The sequence below is a fragment of the Streptomyces sp. DH24 genome (assembly GCF_029813775.1).
In the GTDB taxonomy this organism is placed as follows: domain Bacteria; phylum Actinomycetota; class Actinomycetes; order Streptomycetales; family Streptomycetaceae; genus Streptomyces.
Genome location: NZ_JARVKW010000003.1, coordinates 218,188 through 235,730 on the forward strand (window position 1 = coordinate 218,188; position 17,543 = coordinate 235,730).

14 protein-coding genes are annotated in these 17,543 nt (G+C 74.1%); 7 read left to right on the forward strand and 7 right to left on the reverse strand.

Annotated elements, in window-relative coordinates; all coding sequences use genetic code 11:
• Positions 1–4 precede the first annotated feature (4 nt).
• Together QC282_RS03570 and QC282_RS03575 are read left to right on the forward strand one after the other, a co-directional pair.
• The gene (locus tag QC282_RS03570) at positions 5–1,591 is read left to right on the forward strand and encodes an alkaline phosphatase (RefSeq protein ID WP_279547690.1); all 1,587 of its coding nucleotides are present in this window, start codon (positions 5–7) and stop codon (positions 1,589–1,591) included.
• A gap of 177 nt (positions 1,592–1,768) precedes the next feature.
• Complete coding sequence (locus tag QC282_RS03575; RefSeq protein WP_279547691.1) at positions 1,769–3,211, forward strand: GNAT family N-acetyltransferase; 1,443 nt, start codon at positions 1,769–1,771, stop codon at positions 3,209–3,211.
• A gap of 367 nt (positions 3,212–3,578) precedes the next feature.
• Here the strand turns inward: QC282_RS03575 and QC282_RS03580 are convergent, their stop codons facing one another.
• Complete coding sequence (locus QC282_RS03580) at positions 3,579–4,754, reverse strand: PLP-dependent aspartate aminotransferase family protein (protein WP_279547692.1); 1,176 nt, start codon at positions 4,752–4,754, stop codon at positions 3,579–3,581.
• Positions 4,755–4,813: 59 nt separating this feature from the next.
• Here QC282_RS03580 and QC282_RS03585 point away from each other — a divergent pair, with 59 nt between their 5' ends.
• Together QC282_RS03585 and QC282_RS03590 are read left to right on the forward strand one after the other, a co-directional pair.
• On the forward strand, positions 4,814–5,305 hold the full coding sequence (locus QC282_RS03585) for an Lrp/AsnC family transcriptional regulator (protein WP_279547693.1): 492 nt from the start codon (positions 4,814–4,816) through the stop codon (positions 5,303–5,305).
• Positions 5,306–5,337: 32 nt separating this feature from the next.
• The gene (locus tag QC282_RS03590; RefSeq protein ID WP_279547694.1) at positions 5,338–7,026 is read left to right on the forward strand and encodes a DUF885 domain-containing protein; all 1,689 of its coding nucleotides are present in this window, start codon (positions 5,338–5,340) and stop codon (positions 7,024–7,026) included.
• Positions 7,027–7,277: 251 nt separating this feature from the next.
• Here QC282_RS03590 and QC282_RS03595 read toward each other — a convergent pair whose 3' ends face one another.
• Both QC282_RS03595 and QC282_RS03600 read right to left on the reverse strand, forming a co-directional pair.
• Positions 7,278–7,790, reverse strand: a complete 513-nt coding sequence (locus QC282_RS03595; protein ID WP_279547695.1) for an immunity 21 family protein — start codon at positions 7,788–7,790, stop codon at positions 7,278–7,280.
• 49 nt (positions 7,791–7,839) lie between these two features.
• Positions 7,840–8,307: a rhodanese-like domain-containing protein gene (locus QC282_RS03600; protein ID WP_279547696.1), complete on the reverse strand. Its 468-nt coding sequence runs from the start codon at positions 8,305–8,307 to the stop codon at positions 7,840–7,842.
• A 123-nt stretch (positions 8,308–8,430) separates the two neighbouring features.
• Here QC282_RS03600 and QC282_RS03605 point away from each other — a divergent pair, with 123 nt between their 5' ends.
• Positions 8,431–8,877 (forward strand): Lrp/AsnC family transcriptional regulator, encoded by a 447-nt coding sequence (locus tag QC282_RS03605; RefSeq protein ID WP_279547697.1) that lies wholly within the window; start codon positions 8,431–8,433, stop codon positions 8,875–8,877.
• A gap of 58 nt (positions 8,878–8,935) precedes the next feature.
• On the opposite strand, the gene QC282_RS03610 is transcribed toward QC282_RS03605, so the two are convergent.
• The 4 genes from QC282_RS03610 to QC282_RS03625 all read right to left on the reverse strand — a co-directional run bounded on the left by QC282_RS03610 (position 8,936) and on the right by QC282_RS03625 (position 14,981).
• On the reverse strand, positions 8,936–11,932 hold the full coding sequence (locus tag QC282_RS03610; RefSeq protein ID WP_279547698.1) for an SMC family ATPase: 2,997 nt from the start codon (positions 11,930–11,932) through the stop codon (positions 8,936–8,938).
• Positions 11,929–13,092 (reverse strand): exonuclease SbcCD subunit D, encoded by a 1,164-nt coding sequence (locus QC282_RS03615; protein ID WP_279547699.1) that lies wholly within the window; start codon positions 13,090–13,092, stop codon positions 11,929–11,931. The genes QC282_RS03610 and QC282_RS03615 overlap by 4 nt, the downstream gene beginning before the upstream one ends.
• A 549-nt stretch (positions 13,093–13,641) precedes the next feature.
• Entirely contained in the window at positions 13,642–14,400 is a 759-nt protein-coding gene (locus QC282_RS03620; RefSeq protein WP_279547700.1) for an anti-sigma factor, read from the reverse strand.
• Positions 14,397–14,981, reverse strand: a complete 585-nt coding sequence (locus QC282_RS03625) for a sigma-70 family RNA polymerase sigma factor (RefSeq protein WP_279547701.1) — start codon at positions 14,979–14,981, stop codon at positions 14,397–14,399. Before QC282_RS03625 ends, QC282_RS03620 begins: the two co-directional genes overlap by 4 nt.
• A 260-nt stretch (positions 14,982–15,241) precedes the next feature.
• Here QC282_RS03625 and QC282_RS03630 point away from each other — a divergent pair, with 260 nt between their 5' ends.
• A complete protein-coding gene (locus QC282_RS03630) occupies positions 15,242–15,649 on the forward strand; it encodes an ATP-binding protein (RefSeq protein WP_279547702.1) in 408 nt (135 codons plus the stop codon).
• A gap of 228 nt (positions 15,650–15,877) precedes the next feature.
• A complete protein-coding gene (locus QC282_RS03635) occupies positions 15,878–17,503 on the forward strand; it encodes a molybdopterin-dependent oxidoreductase (protein ID WP_279547774.1) in 1,626 nt (541 codons plus the stop codon).
• Positions 17,504–17,543: the final 40 nt, after the last annotated feature.

Genomic DNA, 17,543 nt, shown 5'->3' on the forward strand with positions numbered 1-17,543 from the left:
AGCCATGTCAGACCGTCCGCTCCCCGCCCGCCGCAGCGTGCTGCGCGGCTCCCTCGCCGCGTCGGCGGCCCTCACTCTGCCCACCGCGCTGGGCGCGGCCCCGGCGTTCGCCCGGTCCGGCCGCCCCGCGGCGGGCTGGGGTGTGCAGACGGGGGACGTGACCGCCAACTCGGGGCTCGTCTGGGTGCGTTCCGACCGCCCGGCCCGCATGATCGTCGAGACGTCCGCGACCGAGTCGTTCCGCAACCCGCGCAGATGGCAGGGCCCGCTGCTGGACGCCGGCACCGACTTCACCGGCACGACCCGGCTCCGCGGGCTGCCGGCCGGCGAGCAGATCCACTACCGCGTGCTGCTCGCCGACCCGGACGACCCGCGCCGTACCGGCGAGCCGGTCACCGGCACGTTCCGCACCGCGCCGGTCCGCCGCCGCGACGGGGTGCGCTTCCTGTGGTCCGGCGACCTGGCCGGGCAGGGCTGGGGCATCAACCCGGAGTTCGGCGGCTACCGCATCTACGACGCGATGGCCCGGCTCGACCCGGACTTCTTCCTGCTCAGCGGCGACTCCATCTACGCCGACGGCCCCATCGCGGCGACGGCGGCCCTGCCGGACGGCAGCACCTGGCGGAACGTCACCACCGAGGAGAAGTCCAAGGTCGCCGAGACCCTCGCCGAGTTCCGCGGCAACTTCCGCTACAACCTGCTCGACGAGAACCTCCGGCGGTTCAACGCCCAGGTTCCGACGATCGTCCAGTGGGACGACCACGAGGTGCGCAACAACTGGTACCCGGGCCAGACGGTCCCGGACTCCGACACCCGCTACACCGAGCGGAGCGTCGACGTGCTGACCTCGCGGGCCCTGCGGGCGTTCAGCGAGTACTACCCGGTGTCCACGCTGCGGCCCGGCGCCGACGAGGGCCGTCTGTACCGGGTGCTGCGGCAGGGCCCGCTGCTGGACGTGTTCGTGGTGGACATGCGGACGTACCGCAACGCCAACTCGACCGACGACCAGACCGTGGACCCGCAGGGCATCCTCGGCCGGGAGCAGCTGGAGTGGCTGAAGCGGGAGCTGTCGCGGTCGCGCGCGGTGTGGAAGGTGATCGCCGCCGACATGCCGATCGGTCTCGTGGTGCCGGACGGCGGGGAGGGCAAGCGGCACTTCGAGGCGATCGCGCAGGGCGACCCGGGCGCGCCGCTCGGCCGTGAGCTGCAGATCGCCGAGCTGCTGCGGTTCGTCAAGCACCGGCGGATCACCGGCACGGTGTGGCTGACGGCCGACGTGCACCACACCTCGGCGCAGCACTACCAGCCGTCGCGGGCCGCCTTCGCCGACTTCGAGCCGTTCTGGGAGTTCGTGTCGGGGCCGCTGAACGCCGGTGCCTTCCCGGCGAGCGCGCTGGACGGCACGTTCGGTCCGGAGCGCGTGTTCGTGAAGGCGCCGACCGCCTCGAACGTCTCGCCCGCGGGCGGCTACCAGTTCTTCGGCGAGGTCGACATCGACGGCGACAGCGGCGAGATGACGGTGCGTCTGCGCGAGCAGGACGGCACGGTGCTGTTCACCAAGGTGCTCCAGCCGGGCCTGGTCGGCCAGTGATCACCGGCCCGTTCACTCCCGTAGCCTGAGAGGCGTGCCGCGCATCGGCGTCATCCCCCGGTGCGCGGCTGCCGCCGCCCACCTGTCCAAAGTTTTACAAAAGGGACAGAAGCAGGCTTTACCCGTCAGTCACAGAGCGTTCGTGATCGCGCAACACCATTCCTTCACAGTGGCTGCATGAGTCGAGACGTAGCTGATGTGACGCGCGCGAGGCACGGACGCCCCGTGCACCACTGGCGGCGGGACCTGATCGAACTCGCCGCCCTGTTCACGGCGGTGGCGGTCGCGGACGCCGTGGCCAACCTCGTCGGGCACGGCCCCGACGGACCCGAACTGCTGCTGGTGTCGGCGGTCCTGCTGATCGCCACGGCCGCGTTCCACACCTGGTGGGCACGCCGCCACGGGCACGCACCGCCGGCGGACGATACCGGCGCCCGGCCGCTGCCCTCGGACCAGCAGGCCGGGCCGTCCGAGGAGCCGCGGCGGGAGCCGGGCCCCACCGGCGGGGAGACCACGCTGTGGCGGATGCGGACGACGGTGAAGGACGAGCCGGGATCGCTCGCCGCGCTGTGCACGGTCCTCGCCGGGCACCGCGTCGACATCCTCAGCCTCCAGACGCACCCGCTGGCCGACGGCACCGTGGACGAGTTCCTGCTGCGCGCCCCGGCCGGGCTCGCGGCGGGCGACATGACGCGGGCGGTGTCCTCGGCGGGCGGCGCGGACACCTGGGTCGAGCGCGCCGACGCCCACGACCTGGTGGACGCCCCGACCCGGATCCTGGGGCTCGCCACCCGCACGGCGCTGGACGCCGCCGAACTGCCCCTCGCGCTGCGGCAGTTGCTCGGCCGCTGCACCATCCGCTCGCTGCCGGCCGCGCCGGTCGCCGGTGGCCGGACGCCGGAGAACGTGCCGGTGGAGGGCGCCCTGGAGGACACCGTGATGCGGCTGCGCGCACCGGAGGGCGGAGTGATCGCCGTGGAGCGGCCGTACCTGCCGTTCACGCCCACCGAGTTCGCCCGGGCGCGTGCCCTGGTGGAGCTGGACTCCCGGCTCGGGCCGCGGGTGCCGGGCAGCCAGGACGTGCTGACGCTGCCCGAGGGCAACGACATCACGGTGCGCCGCGCCGACCAGGGTGACCTGGAGGCCGCCAGGGAGATGCACGAGCGGTGCTCCGCGCGGACGCTCGCGATGCGGTACCACGGGCCGGTCGGTGACGCCGACCGCTACCTCAACCACCTGCTCAGCCCGCGCTTCGGCCGCACGCTCGCCGTGCAGACCGCCTCGGGGCGCGTCGTCGGTCTCGGGCATCTGCTGTGGGACGGCGACGAGACGGAGGTCGCCCTGCTCGTCGAGGACGGCTGGCAGCGGCGCGGCATCGGCGGCGAACTGCTCGGCAGGCTGGTGGCGATGGCCGCCGAGGCGGGCTGCGAGAGCGTGTACGCCGTGACCCAGTCGTCCAACACCGGCATGGTCGCCGCGATGCGCGGCCTGGGCCTGCCGCTGGACTACCAGATCGAGGAGGGCACCCTCGTCATCACGGCCCGCCTGGACGGCGCACGGCTCGCCTCCCGGCCGCCGCGGGAGGAGCGCGGGCAGCGGATCGCCACCCCCCGCGACTGAAGGCACGCGCCCGGCCGCAGACGACGGACACGGCGGAAGGGGCCTGCGGGACCGGTCCGGCGGGCACGGCGGTACGGGCGTGCGGGACCGGTCCGGTGGGCATGGCGGAAGCGGCCCGTACGACCGACGGCCGCAAACAGCCAGAGCAACCCGTACGACGGAAGCGGCCCTTACGCCCGGACCCAACCGCCGCACACGGCGGAGGCCGCCCGCACGACCGAACCGCCGCGTACAGCCAGAGCGACTCGCACGGCCAAGGTCACGCACGGCCCGGTGAACGGGCGGTCCGGTGAACGAGCGGCCCGGCGGGGTCCCCCGCCGGGCCGGTCGACGTTCCGGGGCGGTCCGTGCCGCCCCGTCCCCCGGCTCAGTCCCTGGCCAGCGCCGCGTGCAGCGTGGTCGGAGCGGCGGGCTCCCCGAGCGCCGCGTCCAGGTCGTTCCACAGGTCGTCGACGTCCTCCAGGCCCACCGACATCCGCAGCAGCCGGTCGCTCACCCCGGCGCCGCGGCGGTCGTCGGCGTCCACGATGCGGTGGCTGATGGACGCCGGGTGCTGGATCAGCGTGTCGACGCTGCCGAGGCTGACGGCCGGGGTGATCAGCCGGACGCCCGCGATGACGTCGTGCGGGTCGCCGTGCACCTCGAAGGAGACCATCGCGCCGCCGATCGACGGGTAGTGCACGCGGGCCACGCGCGGGTCGGCGGCGAGGCGGCCGGCGAGTTCGGCGGCGTTCGCGGACGCGGCCCGGACCCGGACCGGCAGCGTGGACAGGCCGCGCAGCAGCAGATAGCCGGCCAGCGGATGCAGCACGCCGCCGGTCGCGAACCGCACCTGCCGCAGCCGTCCGGCGAACTCCTCGTCGCAGGCGACCACACCGGCCATCACGTCACCGTGTCCGCCCAGGTACTTGGTGGCGCTGTGCAGCACCAGCCGCGCGCCCTGCTCGGCGGGCCGCTGGAGGACGGGCGTGGCGAACGTGTTGTCCACGAGCAGCGGCACCGAGCCGCAGGCGTGGGCGACGGCCCGCAGGTCGACCTCGGCGAGCGTCGGGTTGGCCGGCGACTCGACCAGCACCAGACCGGTGTCCGGGCGCAGCGCATCGGCGATGCCCGCCGGGTCGGTCCAGGTGACCTCGGAGCCGAGCAGCCCGGCGGTCAGCAGATGGTCGCTGCAGCCGTACAGGGGCCGTACGGCGACGACGTGCCGCAGCCCCATCGCGTTACGGACGAGGAGGACGGCGCTGAGCGCGGCCATGCCGCTGGCGAAGGCCACCGCGGCCTCGGTGCCCTCCAGCTTGGCGAGGGCGGTCTCGAAGCGGGCGACGGTCGGGTTGCCGAGCCGCGCGTAGACGGGCGGGCCGTCCGGGTCCGCGCCGGTCTCGGCGAACGCGTCGATGCGGGCGGCCTCGCCGCGGCTGTCGTACGAGGGGTAGGTGGTGGACAGGTCGATCGGCGGGGCGTGCAGTCCCTGCCGGGCGAGATCGTCGCGGCCGGCGTGCACGGCCTCGGTGGCCAGTGCTCTCGATACGGTGGGCGTGTCCATGCCCGAAGAGTGAACGACGGCCGGTACTCCGGGGGCGGACCCCGTGCTACGTTCGGCCGATGTCCGAATCTGTCGTACTGGATCCGGTCGATCTTCATCTGCTGCGGTTGCTGCAGAACGACGCCCGGACCACCTATCGCGATCTCGCCGCGCAGATCGGTGTCGCGCCGTCGACCTGTCTGGACCGCGTGACGCGGCTGCGGCGGGCCGGGGTGATCCTCGGCCACCGGCTGCGGCTGGACCCGGCGAAGCTCGGCCGGGGCCTGGAGGCGCTGCTGCTGGTGCAGGTCAGGCCGCACCGGCGGGAGTTGGTGGGTCCGTTCGTGGACCGGATCCGGGCGCTGCCGGAGTCGCGGACCGTGTACCACCTGACCGGCCCCGACGACTATCTCGTCCATGTCGCCGTCGCGGACATGGCCGATCTTCAGCGGCTGGTTCTGGACGGGTTCACCTCACGCCGGGAGGTGGCCCGGGTGGAGACGCGGCTGATCTTCCAGCAATGGGAGTGCGGGCCGCTGCTGCCGCCTTCGCCCTCGGCTCAATCCGAGTGACGTGCGGCGGTCCTCGTACGAGGATGGTCGGCATGTCTGACACCAAGAGCCCGCTGCCCCGCGAGGTCGCCGACCGTTATGTCGACGACCTCATCGCCCTCGACCCGATCACCGGTACCTACCTCGGCGTGAAGGAGAGTTCGAGCAGGCTGCCCGACTTGTCGCCCGCGGGTCAGGAGGCCGTCGCGGATCTGCTGCGGGCCACGCTGGCCCGGCTCGACGAGGCCGAGCGCCGGCCCGGTGCGGACAGCGACATCGAGCGCCGGTGCGCCCGGCTGCTGCGCGAGCGGCTGACCGCCGAACTCGCCGTGCACGAGGCCGACGAGGGGCTGCGTGCGGTCGGCAACCTGGGCACGGTGGCGCACTCGGTGCGCGAGGTGTTCTCGGTGACGCCGAACGAGACCGAGGAGGACTGGGCGGCGATCGCCGAGCGGCTGCGCGCGGTGCCCGCCGCGCTGGAGGGGTACCGCGCGTCCCTCGCGCTCGGTCTGGAACGCAAGCTGTACGCGGCTCCGCGTCCGACGGCCACGTTCGTCGGGCAGCTCGCCGAGTGGGCCGACACGGGCGCGGGCCGTGGCTGGTTCGAGGACTTCGCCGCCGACGGCCCCGAGGCGCTGCGGGCCGAGCTGGACAAGGCGGCCCGGGGCGCGACCGCGGCCGTGGTGGAGCTGCGGGACTGGATGCGGGACGTGTACGCGCCGGCCGTGGAGGGCGCGCCGAACACGGTGGGCCGCGAGCGGTACGCCCGCTGGTCGCGCTACTACAACGGCACGGACCTCGACCTGGACGAGGCGTACGCCTACGGCTGGTCGGAGTTCCACCGCATCCTCGGCGAGATGAAGCAGGAGGCCGAGAAGATCCTGCCGGGGGCCGCGACGCCGTGGGAGGCGCTGGCGCACCTGGACGAGCACGGCCGGCACATCGAGGGCGTCGAGGAGGTCCGCGGCTGGCTCCAGGGCCTGATGGACGAGGCGATCGAGAAGCTCGACGGCACGCACTTCGAACTCGCCGAGCCGGTACGGAAGGTGGAGTCGCGCATCGCCCCGCCCGGCAGCGCCGCCGCGCCGTACTACACGTCCCCGTCGGAGGACTTCTCCCGGCCGGGCCGCACCTGGCTGCCGACGATGGGCCAGACCCGGTTCCCCGTCTACGACCTGGTGTCGACGTGGTACCACGAGGGCGTGCCGGGTCACCACCTCCAGCTCGCGCAGTGGACGTACGTCGCCGGGAACCTGTCCCGCTACCAGGCCACGATCGGCCTGGTCAGCGCCAACGCGGAGGGCTGGGCGCTGTACGCGGAGCGCCTGATGGACGAGCTGGGCTTCCTCACGGACGCGGAGCAGCGGCTCGGCTACCTGGACGCGCAGATGATGCGGGCCGCGCGGGTCATCGTGGACATCGGCATGCACCTGGGGCTGGAGATCCCGGCGGACTCGCCGTTCCGCCCGGGTGAGCGCTGGACGCCGGAGCTGGCGCAGGAGTTCTTCGGCGCGCACAGCAGCCGTCCGGCGGACTTCGTGGAGAGCGAGCTGACCCGCTATCTGACCATTCCGGGCCAGGCGATCGGCTACAAGCTGGGTGAGCGGGCCTGGCTGCTGGGCCGGGAGAAGGCCCGCGAGCGGCACGGGAACGCCTTCGACCTCAAGGCCTGGCACATGGCGGCCCTGTCGCAGGGCTCGCTGGGCCTGGACGACCTGGTGGACGAGCTGTCCCGGCTGTGAGCGGTGCGGGGCGGCCGGCGTCCGGGGCCGGCCGCCCCGCGCGGCCCGTGTGCAGCGGCGGAATCCGCCCTCGGGGCAGGGAGTCCCGGAGCAGTTCCCGGGGCGAGGGATGCGGAAGCCTGGGCATGGACGCCCATGATGGGCGGCGCGGCCCGCGGCGCACGTGGATGTCCGGCGACGCCGCGTGGTCGCCGGGAGGACGGCAGGCTCCCCTTCCCGACGGGCGGCCGGGGCCTTTCGCGCACCCGTCGCTAGGTGAGCCGCCGCAGGTGTACGAGCCCCAGCCAGGTCTCGGGGCCCGGCTGCACGTGGGCCGCGCGGACCGCGTAGTGCCCGGGGTCGAGGGCGATCCGCACATGGCCGGTGCCCGCGTCGGCGGTGCCGGGCCAGGCCGCGTCGAACAGCCGCACCGGACCCGGCACGTTCCACCGCACCTCCGGTGACCAGTCCGCCACCCGCAGGGCCTCGGGCACACTGCCCAGCAGCTCCGCCTCGGAGTCGGCGGCGGACCAGCGGACGAAGGCGCCGTGGTCGGGCAGGAAGGCGGTCGAGGCGGGTTCGTCGCCGAAGACCAGGGCCGTGCAGTCACCGACCGGGAGCAGCCCCACGTGGCCGTCGACCTCGCAGGCCCGGTCGTAGTCCGAGGCGGTCTCCTCGCCGTCGGCCCCCGTCCAGAACGGCAGCACCGTCTCGGGTACCGCGACCAGGGGCCCGCCGCCCGAATCGACCCATTCCACCACGCCCGGTTCCGCGTAACGCACCATGCGCAAAACCTACCTGCACATGACCTCCCGCGGCGCCTCAACTCCCTCGTCAGCAACCGCAGTCGGCCCCGGCGGGCGCGGTCAGCGGGTCGGCGGCGCGACGCTCGCGGCCGTGCCGGGTCTCGAACTCGAAGCCCTCGCGCACCCAGTACTCGAAGCCGCCGAGCATCTCCTTGACGCGGTAGCCGAGTTCGGCGAGCGCGAGGGCGGCGCGGGTGGCACCGTTGCAGCCCGGCCCCCAGCAGTACGTGACGACCGGCACGGACCTGTCGAGGAGCCGTCCGGCCCGCTCGGGCACGAGCCCGGTGGGCAGGTGGACGGCGCCCGGGACGTGCCCCTGGTCCCAGGACTCGGTGGAGCGCGAGTCCAGGACGACGAACCCGGGGTCGCCGCCTGCCGCAAGCGCCGCGGCGACGTCGGACACGTCGGCGTGGAAGGCGAGGCTCGCGCGGAAGTGGGCGGCGGCCTCGGCGGGCGCCGCGGGCGGGACGCGCAGGACGGGGTTGGCGGAGCTCATGGCGGTGGCCTTTCCCTCAGGGAGCCGACGACCGGAAATCTACGGCCGTGAACCGCCGCTCTGAAGGGACGATCCCCGGCGCATCCCTTGCCACGCCGTGGATTGCCCTGCTATCCCTCGTTGATGACCACGTATTCCCCGGACGCCACCGACTGGCGCATCCTCGACGTCCTCCAGCGGGAGGGCCGGGCCAGTTTCGCCGAGCTGGCCCGCGCCGTCTCCATGTCCCCGAGCGCGGTCACCGAACGGGTGCGCCGCATGGAGGAGGCGGGCGTCATCCAGGGGTACGCGGCCGTGGTCGACCCCGACCGGCTGGGTCTGCCAATCCTGGCGTTCGTGCGGCTGCGCTATCCGACCGGCAACTACAAGCCGTTCCACGACCTGGTCGAGGCGACGCCGGAGATCCTGGAGGCGCACCACGTCACCGGCGACGACTGCTTCGTCATCAAGGTCGCCGCCCGCTCCATGCGGCACCTGGAGGAGGTCTCGGGCCGTATCGGCGCCCTGGGTTCGGTGACCACGAGCATCGTGTACTCCTCCCCGCTGCCCCGGCGTCCGTTGGGCCGTTGAATCGCTGAACCGCTGGGCCGCTGGGCTGCTGGGCTGCTGGGCCCTTGGGCCGCTGGGGTCAGCGCACCCCGCGCCGGCGCAGCACCGAGCCGGACCTGCCCTTGACGACCTCCAGCTGCGCGTGGATGCGGCGCCGCAGGTCGGCGACGTGGCTGACGATGCCGACGCTGCGGTCCCGTTCGCGCAGCGAGTCGAGCACGTCGAGGACCTCGTCGAGGGTCTGGTCGTCGAGGCTGCCGAAGCCCTCGTCGATGAAGAGGGTGTCCAGGCGCACCCCGCCCGCCTCGTCGGTGACGACGTCCGCGAGGCCGAGGGCGAGCGCGAGGGACGCGAAGAACGTCTCGCCGCCGGACAGCGTCGCCGTGTCCCGCTCCCGGCCCGTCCAGGCGTCCACGACGTGCAGCCCGAGGCCGCTGCGGCCGCGGCCGGTGCGGTCGTCGGAGTGGACGAGGGTGTAGCGGCCGGACGACATGCGTTGCAGGCGTGCGGTCGCGGCGGCGGCGACCTGTTCCAGCCGGGCCGCCAGCACGTAGGACTCCAGGCGCATCCTCCGCTCATTGTCCGCGGACGTCCCGGCGGCGAGGCCCGCCATCCGGGCGATGCGGTCGTGCTCCTCGCGCAGCGGCCCGAGGCGCCGTACGGACGCCGCGGCCCGGGCGGAGAGCCGGTCGAGTTCGGCGCAGCGGCGGGCTGCGGCGTCCCGCGCGGACACGGCGTCGCGCAGTCGGCGGTCCGCCTCGGCCAGCGCCTGTTCGGCGGCCGTGACGTCGGCGGGCGGGGCCTGGGCGGCGGCCGCGGTGTCGGCCTCGGCGAGGACGGCGCGCACGGCGGCCTCCTCCGCCTGCCAGGCATCGAGCCGGTGCTGGAGTTCGCGGTGGGCGGCGTCGTCGAGCAGGGCCGCCGCGGCGTCCTGCGGGGTGTCGAAGCCGGCGCGGAACGCGGCGTCGGCGAGCCGGGAGTCGGCCTCTTTGAGCCGCTGGGCGGTGTCCTCGGCGGCACGGGCGCGGTCGGCGGCGTCGGTGAGCAGCGCGACCTGCCGCTCCAGCTGGGCGGCGCGGGCGGCGACGCTGTCCAGGGAACCGCGCGCCCGCGCCAACTCCTCTTCCAGGGAGGCCTTTTCGCGGTCCAGCCGCTCGCGGTGTCCCACCCTGGACGCGGCGCGGACGGCGGCCTCCTGCTGGACGGCGACGCGCCGCTCCCGCTCGTGCCCGGCCCGGCGCAGCTCCTCCTGCGCGGCGTGCAGCCCGGAGGCGGCCTCGCGGGCCCGCGTGTACTCCCGTTCCAGTTGGTCGGCCTCGGCGGCCAGGCGCGCGGTCGGCGCGTCACCGGCCTCGGCGGTCGCGGCGGCCAGCGCCTCCCGCACGACGCCGAGGCGGCGCTCGTCCTCGGCGCGGCGCTCCTCGGCCCGCTGGTGGGCGGCGAGGGCGCGTTCCTCGGCGTCCCGGTCGACGTGGCCCGCGACCTTGCGGGCGGGCGCGGGGTGTTCGGTGGCTCCGCAGACGGCGCAGGGTTCGCCGTCGGTGAGGTTCGCGGCGAGTTCGGCGGCGATGCCGGTCAGCCGCTGTTCCTTGAGGTCGAGCCAGTGCGCGCGCGCCTCGACGGCCCGTTCGGCCGAGGCGAGGGCCTGCCGCTGGGCGGCGTCGGTGTCCAGTGCGAGCCGGTCGCGCTGCCGGGCCGCGGTCAGCCGCCGCCGGGCCGGTTCGCGCTGCACTGCGAGTTGTTCGGCCCGGGTCGCGGCCTCCTGGGCGGCGTCGATGCGGGCCTGGAGCCCGGCGCGCAGCGCCTCCCAGTCGGCGAGCCAGGCCTCCGCCTCCTGCCGGACGTCCTCGTCGACGCGCTCCTGCCGGTCCAGGTCGGCGCGTTCCGCGACGAGCCCGGCCAGTCGCTGCTCGGCGCGGCGGGCCGCGTCCAGGCCGCCCAGTTCCTCGGCGGCGCGGCGTGCGGCGGCGGCCAGCCCGGCCGCGCCGGCGTCGGCGAGGCGGTCCGGCAGCAGGGCACGCGCGCGCACTTCCTCGGCGGTGGCCCGCCGGTGCTCGGCGTCGGCGGACTCCCTGAGGTCCAGGGCGGGCGCCACCGTCTCGGCCTTGCGGCCCCGCGCCATGCGCCGCTCGGTCTGCCGGTGGGCGTCGGCCCGCTCCTCCAGCCGCCGGGCACGCTCGCTCGCCTCCCCGAACCGGCGCTGCAACCGGGCGAGTTCGCGTACGTCGTGCAGCGCGCGGTCGGCCGCGGCGCGGGCGGACTCGGCGGCCGTGAGGCGGCTGTGCGCGACGGCGAGCTGTTCACGGGCGGTGCTGCGGGCGACGGCCGCGGCGCTCAGGACGGCGTCGGCCAGGCCGGGGTCGCCGGGGGCCAGCTCGGGCAGTTCCATGGCGTCGCCCGCGGCCTGTTGCATGCGGTGTGCGTCGGCGAGCAGTTCGGTGTCCCCGTCGCGCACCCGGGCCTCGGTGGCGCGGCGGCGTTCGGCGAGGCGCTTTTCCACCTCGGCGAACCGGCGCGTGTCGAAGAGGCGGCCGAGCAGCTTGCCGCGGGCCTCGGCGTCGGCGCGCAGGAACCGCGCGAAGTCGCCCTGGGGCAGCAGCACGACCTGGCAGAACTGCTCCCGGCTCATGCCGAGCAGCTGGGTGATCTCCTCGCCGATCTCCTGGTGGGAGCGGCTGAGGTCCTTCCAGGTCCCGGCGACGGCGTCGTACTCGCGCAGCCACGTCTGGGCCTTGTCGAGGGTGGTGCCCGAGCCGCGCTTCTTGGGGCGCTCCCAGGGTGGCTGCCGGGTGATCTCCAACCGGCGTCCGGCGACGGTCAGTTCGAGGGTGACCTCGCTGCGGGTGGCCGGCGCGGCGTGGTCGCTGCGCAGGTTCATGCCCTGTCCGGCGCTCTGCCGGGCGCCGGGCACCGAGCCGTAGAGCGCGTAGCAGACGGCGTCGAGGACGGACGTCTTGCCCGCGCCGGTGGGACCGTGCAGCAGGAAGAGGCCGGCCGCCGACAGCGCGTCGAAGTCGACGGTCTGGGTGCCGCCGAAGGGGCCGAAGGCGGTGATGTCCAGCCGGTGCAGTCTCACCGCGCGACCTCCCGTACCGCGTCGTCCGCGCGGGCCGCGTCGAGCGCGTCGCGCAGGACCGCCCGCTCGTGCTCGTCGGGGGCCGCGCCGCGCACGTGGGCGACGAAGTCCTCCGCGATCTGCTGGTCGTCGCGGCCCGCGAGGCGCCGGGCGTAGGACACGTCGGGGTCGTCGGGCCGGCGTTCGGGGTCGAAGGCGAGGGTGAGGGTGTGCGGGAAGCGCTCGGTGAGCCGGGCCATGGGATCTGCGGGGCGGACCGCGTCCGTCAGGGTGGCCTCGACCCACGCCTCCTCGTACCGGGCGAGGCCGGGGTCGGCGAGCAGGTCCTCCAGGGTGCCCCGGATGCGGGCGAGCGGGCGGGGCACCGGGCAGTCGACGCGCTCGGCGGTGACGGCCCCGTCGGCCGCCAGGTCGACGAGCCACATGCTCTTGCGGTGGTCGGCCTCGGAGAAGGAGTAGGGCAGCGGGGAGCCGGAGTAGCGGACGCGGTCGGTGATGGTCTGGCAGCCGTGCAGATGTCCGAGCGCCACGTAGTCGACGCCGTCGAAGACCCCGGCGGGCACGGCCGCGACCCCGCCGACGGTGATGTCCCGTTCGCTGTCGCTGCCCCGGCCGCCGGTGACGAAGGCGTGGGCGAGGACGACGGACCGGGTGCCGGGCGCGCGTGCGGCGAGGTCGGCGCGGACGCGGTCCATGGCGGCGGCGAGCACGGCCTCGTGGCCCGCCCTCTCGACGCGGAACTCGTCCTTGACCAGGGCGGGTTCGAGATACGGAAGCCCGTAGAAGGCCACGTCGCCGTGGGCGTCGGACAGCACCACCGGCGTGCCGCAGGCAGCCGGATCGGTGCGCAGGTGGATGCCGGCGCGGCCGATGAGCCCGGCGCCGACGCCGAGCCGCCGGGCCGAGTCGTGGTTGCCGGAGATCATCACCGTGGGCACGCCGAGGGCGGCGAGGCGGTGCAGCGCGTCGTCGAACAGCTCGACGGCGGCGAGCGGCGGCACCGCCCGGTCGTACACGTCCCCCGACACGACCACCACGTCGGCCTCGCGCTGCCGCACGGTGGTGACGAGGTGACCGATGAACTCGGCCTGCGCCCCGAGCATGTTCACCCGGTGGAACGCCCGGCCGAGATGCCAGTCGGAAGTGTGCAGAATTCTCAAGACACCGCTCCGACCTGCACGTGTCCCCCTACTCCGCTCTCGTGGTCAGCACCGGACCAACACAGCCCTCGTGGTCGGCACCGACCCGTCGGCGCCCCCGGCACCTGATCCGTCACGGACCTCAGTCTGCCATCAGCGTCCGGGGCGGATGACCACATATGGCTTGCTCCACCGGCGACGGCGCTGAGCGCGGAGAGGTGGCGCGGCGTGTGCGCGGTCCGCGGCTCGCCGCGCCGGCACCGGGACATCGCGCCACTCGCCCTCCTCGTGAGCCTCGGTGGCGCCGATTCGGCGACTTCCGCGTGAGGTGGGGCTGTTCCGCGGTGCTCGTCAGCGGCCGGCCCCGCCGCCCCGTGCCGCGAACCCTCCGCTGCTGATGCGCCGGCCCACTGGTGCGGAGGCGGCGAACGGCTTGTGGGACGCCACATGGCCGGCAGTCGGATACGCCGCCTGCGCCGCGCGCGCCAACGGCTCCTTCCCGCTGCCACCGAGGAGGTGAGAGCCGCGTCGGCGGACCCTCCTGCCCGGGGAGGGTCCGGTACGGCGGCCTCAGACCGGGAGGGTCACCAGGGCGATCGGGGCCGAGGTCGGCCGGGCGGAGCCTCCGGCGGGCTCCACGGTGATGCCCAGGCCCGACGCCTTCTCGACCGGGCCGCGCAGCAACACGGCCTGGCCGGGGCGGTCCGGGTCCATCAGGCCGGCGGAACGCATGGTGCCGTGGTCGTCCAGCCAGAGCTGGTACACCTTGCCGCTCGGTGGCCGCCCCATCCCCGCCGGGACGAAGACCCCCTGGTTGAGGCTGCGGGAGACGACGACCGTGGCACTGGCACCGTCGGCGAGGCGGGCTGTCGTGGTGCGCGCGTCGGGGGCGGCCAGCACCGCGGTGATGCCCTCGGCCCTCGCCTCCGCCCGCTCGGCCCGGGTGCGTGCCTGATCGGCCTGGTCCTGCTGCCACGCCGCGAGACCGCCGAAGGCGGCGACCGCGGCGACGCACGCGGCGAGTGCCCACTGGGAGGCCCGCCGAGCGCGCACCGCCACCGTCCACCGGGACCGCACCGGTTCGTCCGTACGCGGTGGCTCCTGCCGCACCCCGGAAATGCGCCGCAGCACCTGCTCGCGCGATGCGAGACGGGGCGCGTCCGACACCGCCAGGCCAAGCCGGGTCGCCGTGGCGGAGAACTCGGCGACCTCCTGTGCGCAGGGCGGGCAGTTCTTCATGTGCCGCTGGAAGGCGGCGCGCTCGTCCTCGCCGAGCGCGTGCAGCGCGTACGCTCCGGTCAGCGTGTGCAGATCCTCGGTGGTCCTCACGCCGTCACCCCCAGGCAGTCACGCAGCCGGATCAGTCCGTCCCGCAGACGTGTCTTCACCGTCCCCAGGGGCAATGCCAGGGCCTCCGCGACCTGCGGGTAGGTCAGCCCGCGGTAGTAGGCCATGGTCACAGCCTGCCGCTGCAGCTCGGTCAAGGTGCGCAGACAGCGCCGCACCTGCTCCCGCTCAAGACGGGTCTGGACCTGCTCGGTGACCTCGTCGTATTCCGGCAGCTGATCCAGCAGCGCCGCCTTGTGGTCGCGTGCGGCCGAGGCCTCCACGGAGCGGACGCGATCCACCGCCCGCCGGTGAGCCAGAGTGAGGATCCAGTTGATCGCGGTACCCCGGTCCGGCCGGTAGCGCGCGGCGGTACGCCACACCTCGGTCAGAACCTCCTGCATGACCTCCTCCGACTGTGCCCGATCCCGCAACACGCTGCGCACGACGCCCAGCACAGGGCCCGCCACCGCGTCGTACACGGCGGCGAAGGCCTCCTGATCACCGAGGGCCACGCTGCTGACCAGCTGTTGCAGGTCCGGTTCGGCGGAGGGTTTTCTGCCGATGTGGACCGGTTCTTTCACGAGGCTCCTCCCGCGGTGTGCACTGTCCCGGGTGGAATCCGAGGCTGCTCGGCCGGCGGATTGGTCCGACTACCCCTTTTCCGCGGCTGATCCCGCGCCATCGCAGTCACACCGACCAGCACGTTGGCACAGCGCCTGTCCGCACGTGCGCTCCGCGGCACGCGCGCCACACTCGCACGCCCGCAATCAGGTACCCGCGGCGACCCATCCGCAGGCGGGCGGGCGACGGATTACCCGGGAGAGCCCATGAGGGAGCGGCCATGAACGGTACCCACGACCAGGTGGGGCGGGCATCCCACCTGTCGGAGCTTCGAGCCGGCGTGCGGAGGCAACTGACCGAGTGGGGGGTGGACGAGCTGGCCGACGAGGCCGGCCTGGTCCTCAGCGAACTGGTGGCCAACGCCTACTGCCACGGCAGGCCGCCCGTCCGCATCGCCCTGACCCTGCAATGGACCCCTGGGCGAGCGAGGTCCGTGCGGATCGAGGTGTCCGACAGCGGCACGGTGATCGACGTCGACGCCGTCCGCGCCCGGTGGCGGCACCCGTCGTTCGCCCTGTCGGAGGGCGGCCGGGGGCTGTATGTCGTCGACGCCGTCTGCCGCGCCTGGGGAGACCGCCCGGCGAGCCGGGGACACACCGTGTGGGCGGAACTGCCCTGCCCGGGATGAGGCGAAGCGCCCGTAGCGTCGGCCGAACCATGGTCGGGTGCTCGTCCGGTGAACTCCACCGGACGAGCACCCGATTTCGTCTGTCCACCCCGTACATCCGTAGCCGGTGGGCGGTGGGACTGGTGCGGAAAAAAGACGCACCAGATCGGTGGAACGACCAATCCGCACGCTCATGGAAACCGGATTCCCGGTGTGAAGGACGACAAGAGGAATCCACGGCAGGCCGGCATCCGGCCTCGGCCGGTACGCGGCGCGCTGGGCGCGCTCAGTGGTGCTCTGGCCGGGTGTGCCGCGCTGGCGGTGGCCGAGCTGGTGTCCGCGTGGGTGCGTCCGCAGGCCGGGCCCGTCGTCGCTGTCGGGGGCGCGGCCATCGATCGCACACCGGCGGCGGTGAAGGACTGGGCCATCCGGCACTTCGGCACCAACGACAAGCTGGTGCTCCAGCTCGGCATCCTTGCCGTGCTGACGCTGTTCGCGCTGGCGCTCGGGGTGCTCGCGCTCCGGTACCGGCGCGCGGGTGCCGGGGGTGTCCTCGTCATCGGCGTCGTCGGTGCGATCGCCGCTGTCGGCAGGCCGGACTCTTCCGGGCCGGCTGATGCGGTGCCCTCCCTGGCGGGTGCTCTTGCCGGAGCGCTGCTGCTGTACTTCCTCATCGGACGCCTGCGGCCGTCGGCGGACCGTCCGGAAGCCACGGCCGGCCACGAATCGGCGGACCGTCCGGAAGCCACGGCCGGCACCGGACCCGATCCTGACGAGGCGGCCGGCTGGGACCGCCGTGGGTTCGTGATCGCGGCCACCGCCGCAGCCGCCGCATCGGCGGGGGCGGGCGCTCTGGGACGCGCCCTCGGCGCGGCAAGCGGCCGGGACGCTGCCGCGTCCCGCGAGGACGTCGTGCTGCCCGTCCCCGCCTCACCGGCCGCCCCGCTGCCCAAGGGCACCCAGGTGAGGGTCGCGGGCGTCAGCCCTTTCACGACCCCGAACAGCGCCTTCTACCGGGTGGACACCGCCTTGGTGGTGCCCAGGGTCGACGCGAACACCTGGCGTCTGCGCATCCACGGCACGGGAGTCACCCGCCCGGTCACCCTCTCCTTCGCGGACCTGCTCCGCCGCGAGGCGGTCGAACGGGACATCACCCTGACCTGCGTCTCCAACGAGGTGGGCGGCCCCTACGTCGGCAACGCCCGCTGGATCGGCGTGCGCCTTGCCGACCTGCTGGCCGAGTGCGGAGTGAAGCCGCCCTCCAGGGGTGGCCCGGCCGACCAGTTGGTGGCCCGCTCGGTGGACGGGATGACGATCGGCAGCCCCGTGGAGGACGTGATGGACGGCCGCGACGCGCTGCTCGCCCTCGGTATGAACGGCGCACCGCTGCCGTTCGAGCACGGCTTCCCCGTCCGGATGGTGGTGCCCGGCCTTTACGGTTACGTCTCCGCCTGCAAGTGGATCAAGGACATCGAACTGACCACGTTCGACGCCTACGACCCCTACTGGGTGAGACGCGGCTGGGCCCGCAAGGCTCCGGTCAAGACCCAGTCCCGCATCGACACCCCCAAGCCGTTCGCCCGGCCCGAGGCCGGCACCGTCATGGTCGCCGGCGTCGCCTGGGCCCAGCACCGCGGCATCGACAAGGTCGAGGTGCGCGTCGACGACGGCCCCTGGCAGGGGGCCACCCTGGCCGCCGAGGACACCCGCGACACCTGGCGCCAGTGGTCCTTCCCCTGGAAGGCCACCAAGGGGGGTCACACCCTCACCGTCCGCGCCACCGACCGCACCGGTGCGCTGCAGACCGAACGCCGCACGCGAACCGTCCCGGACGGCGCCAGCGGCCGGCACTCCGTCGTGGTCACCGTCGGCTGACCCCCAGAAACCACACCCCTGCCCCCGTCAACGTCGCGGC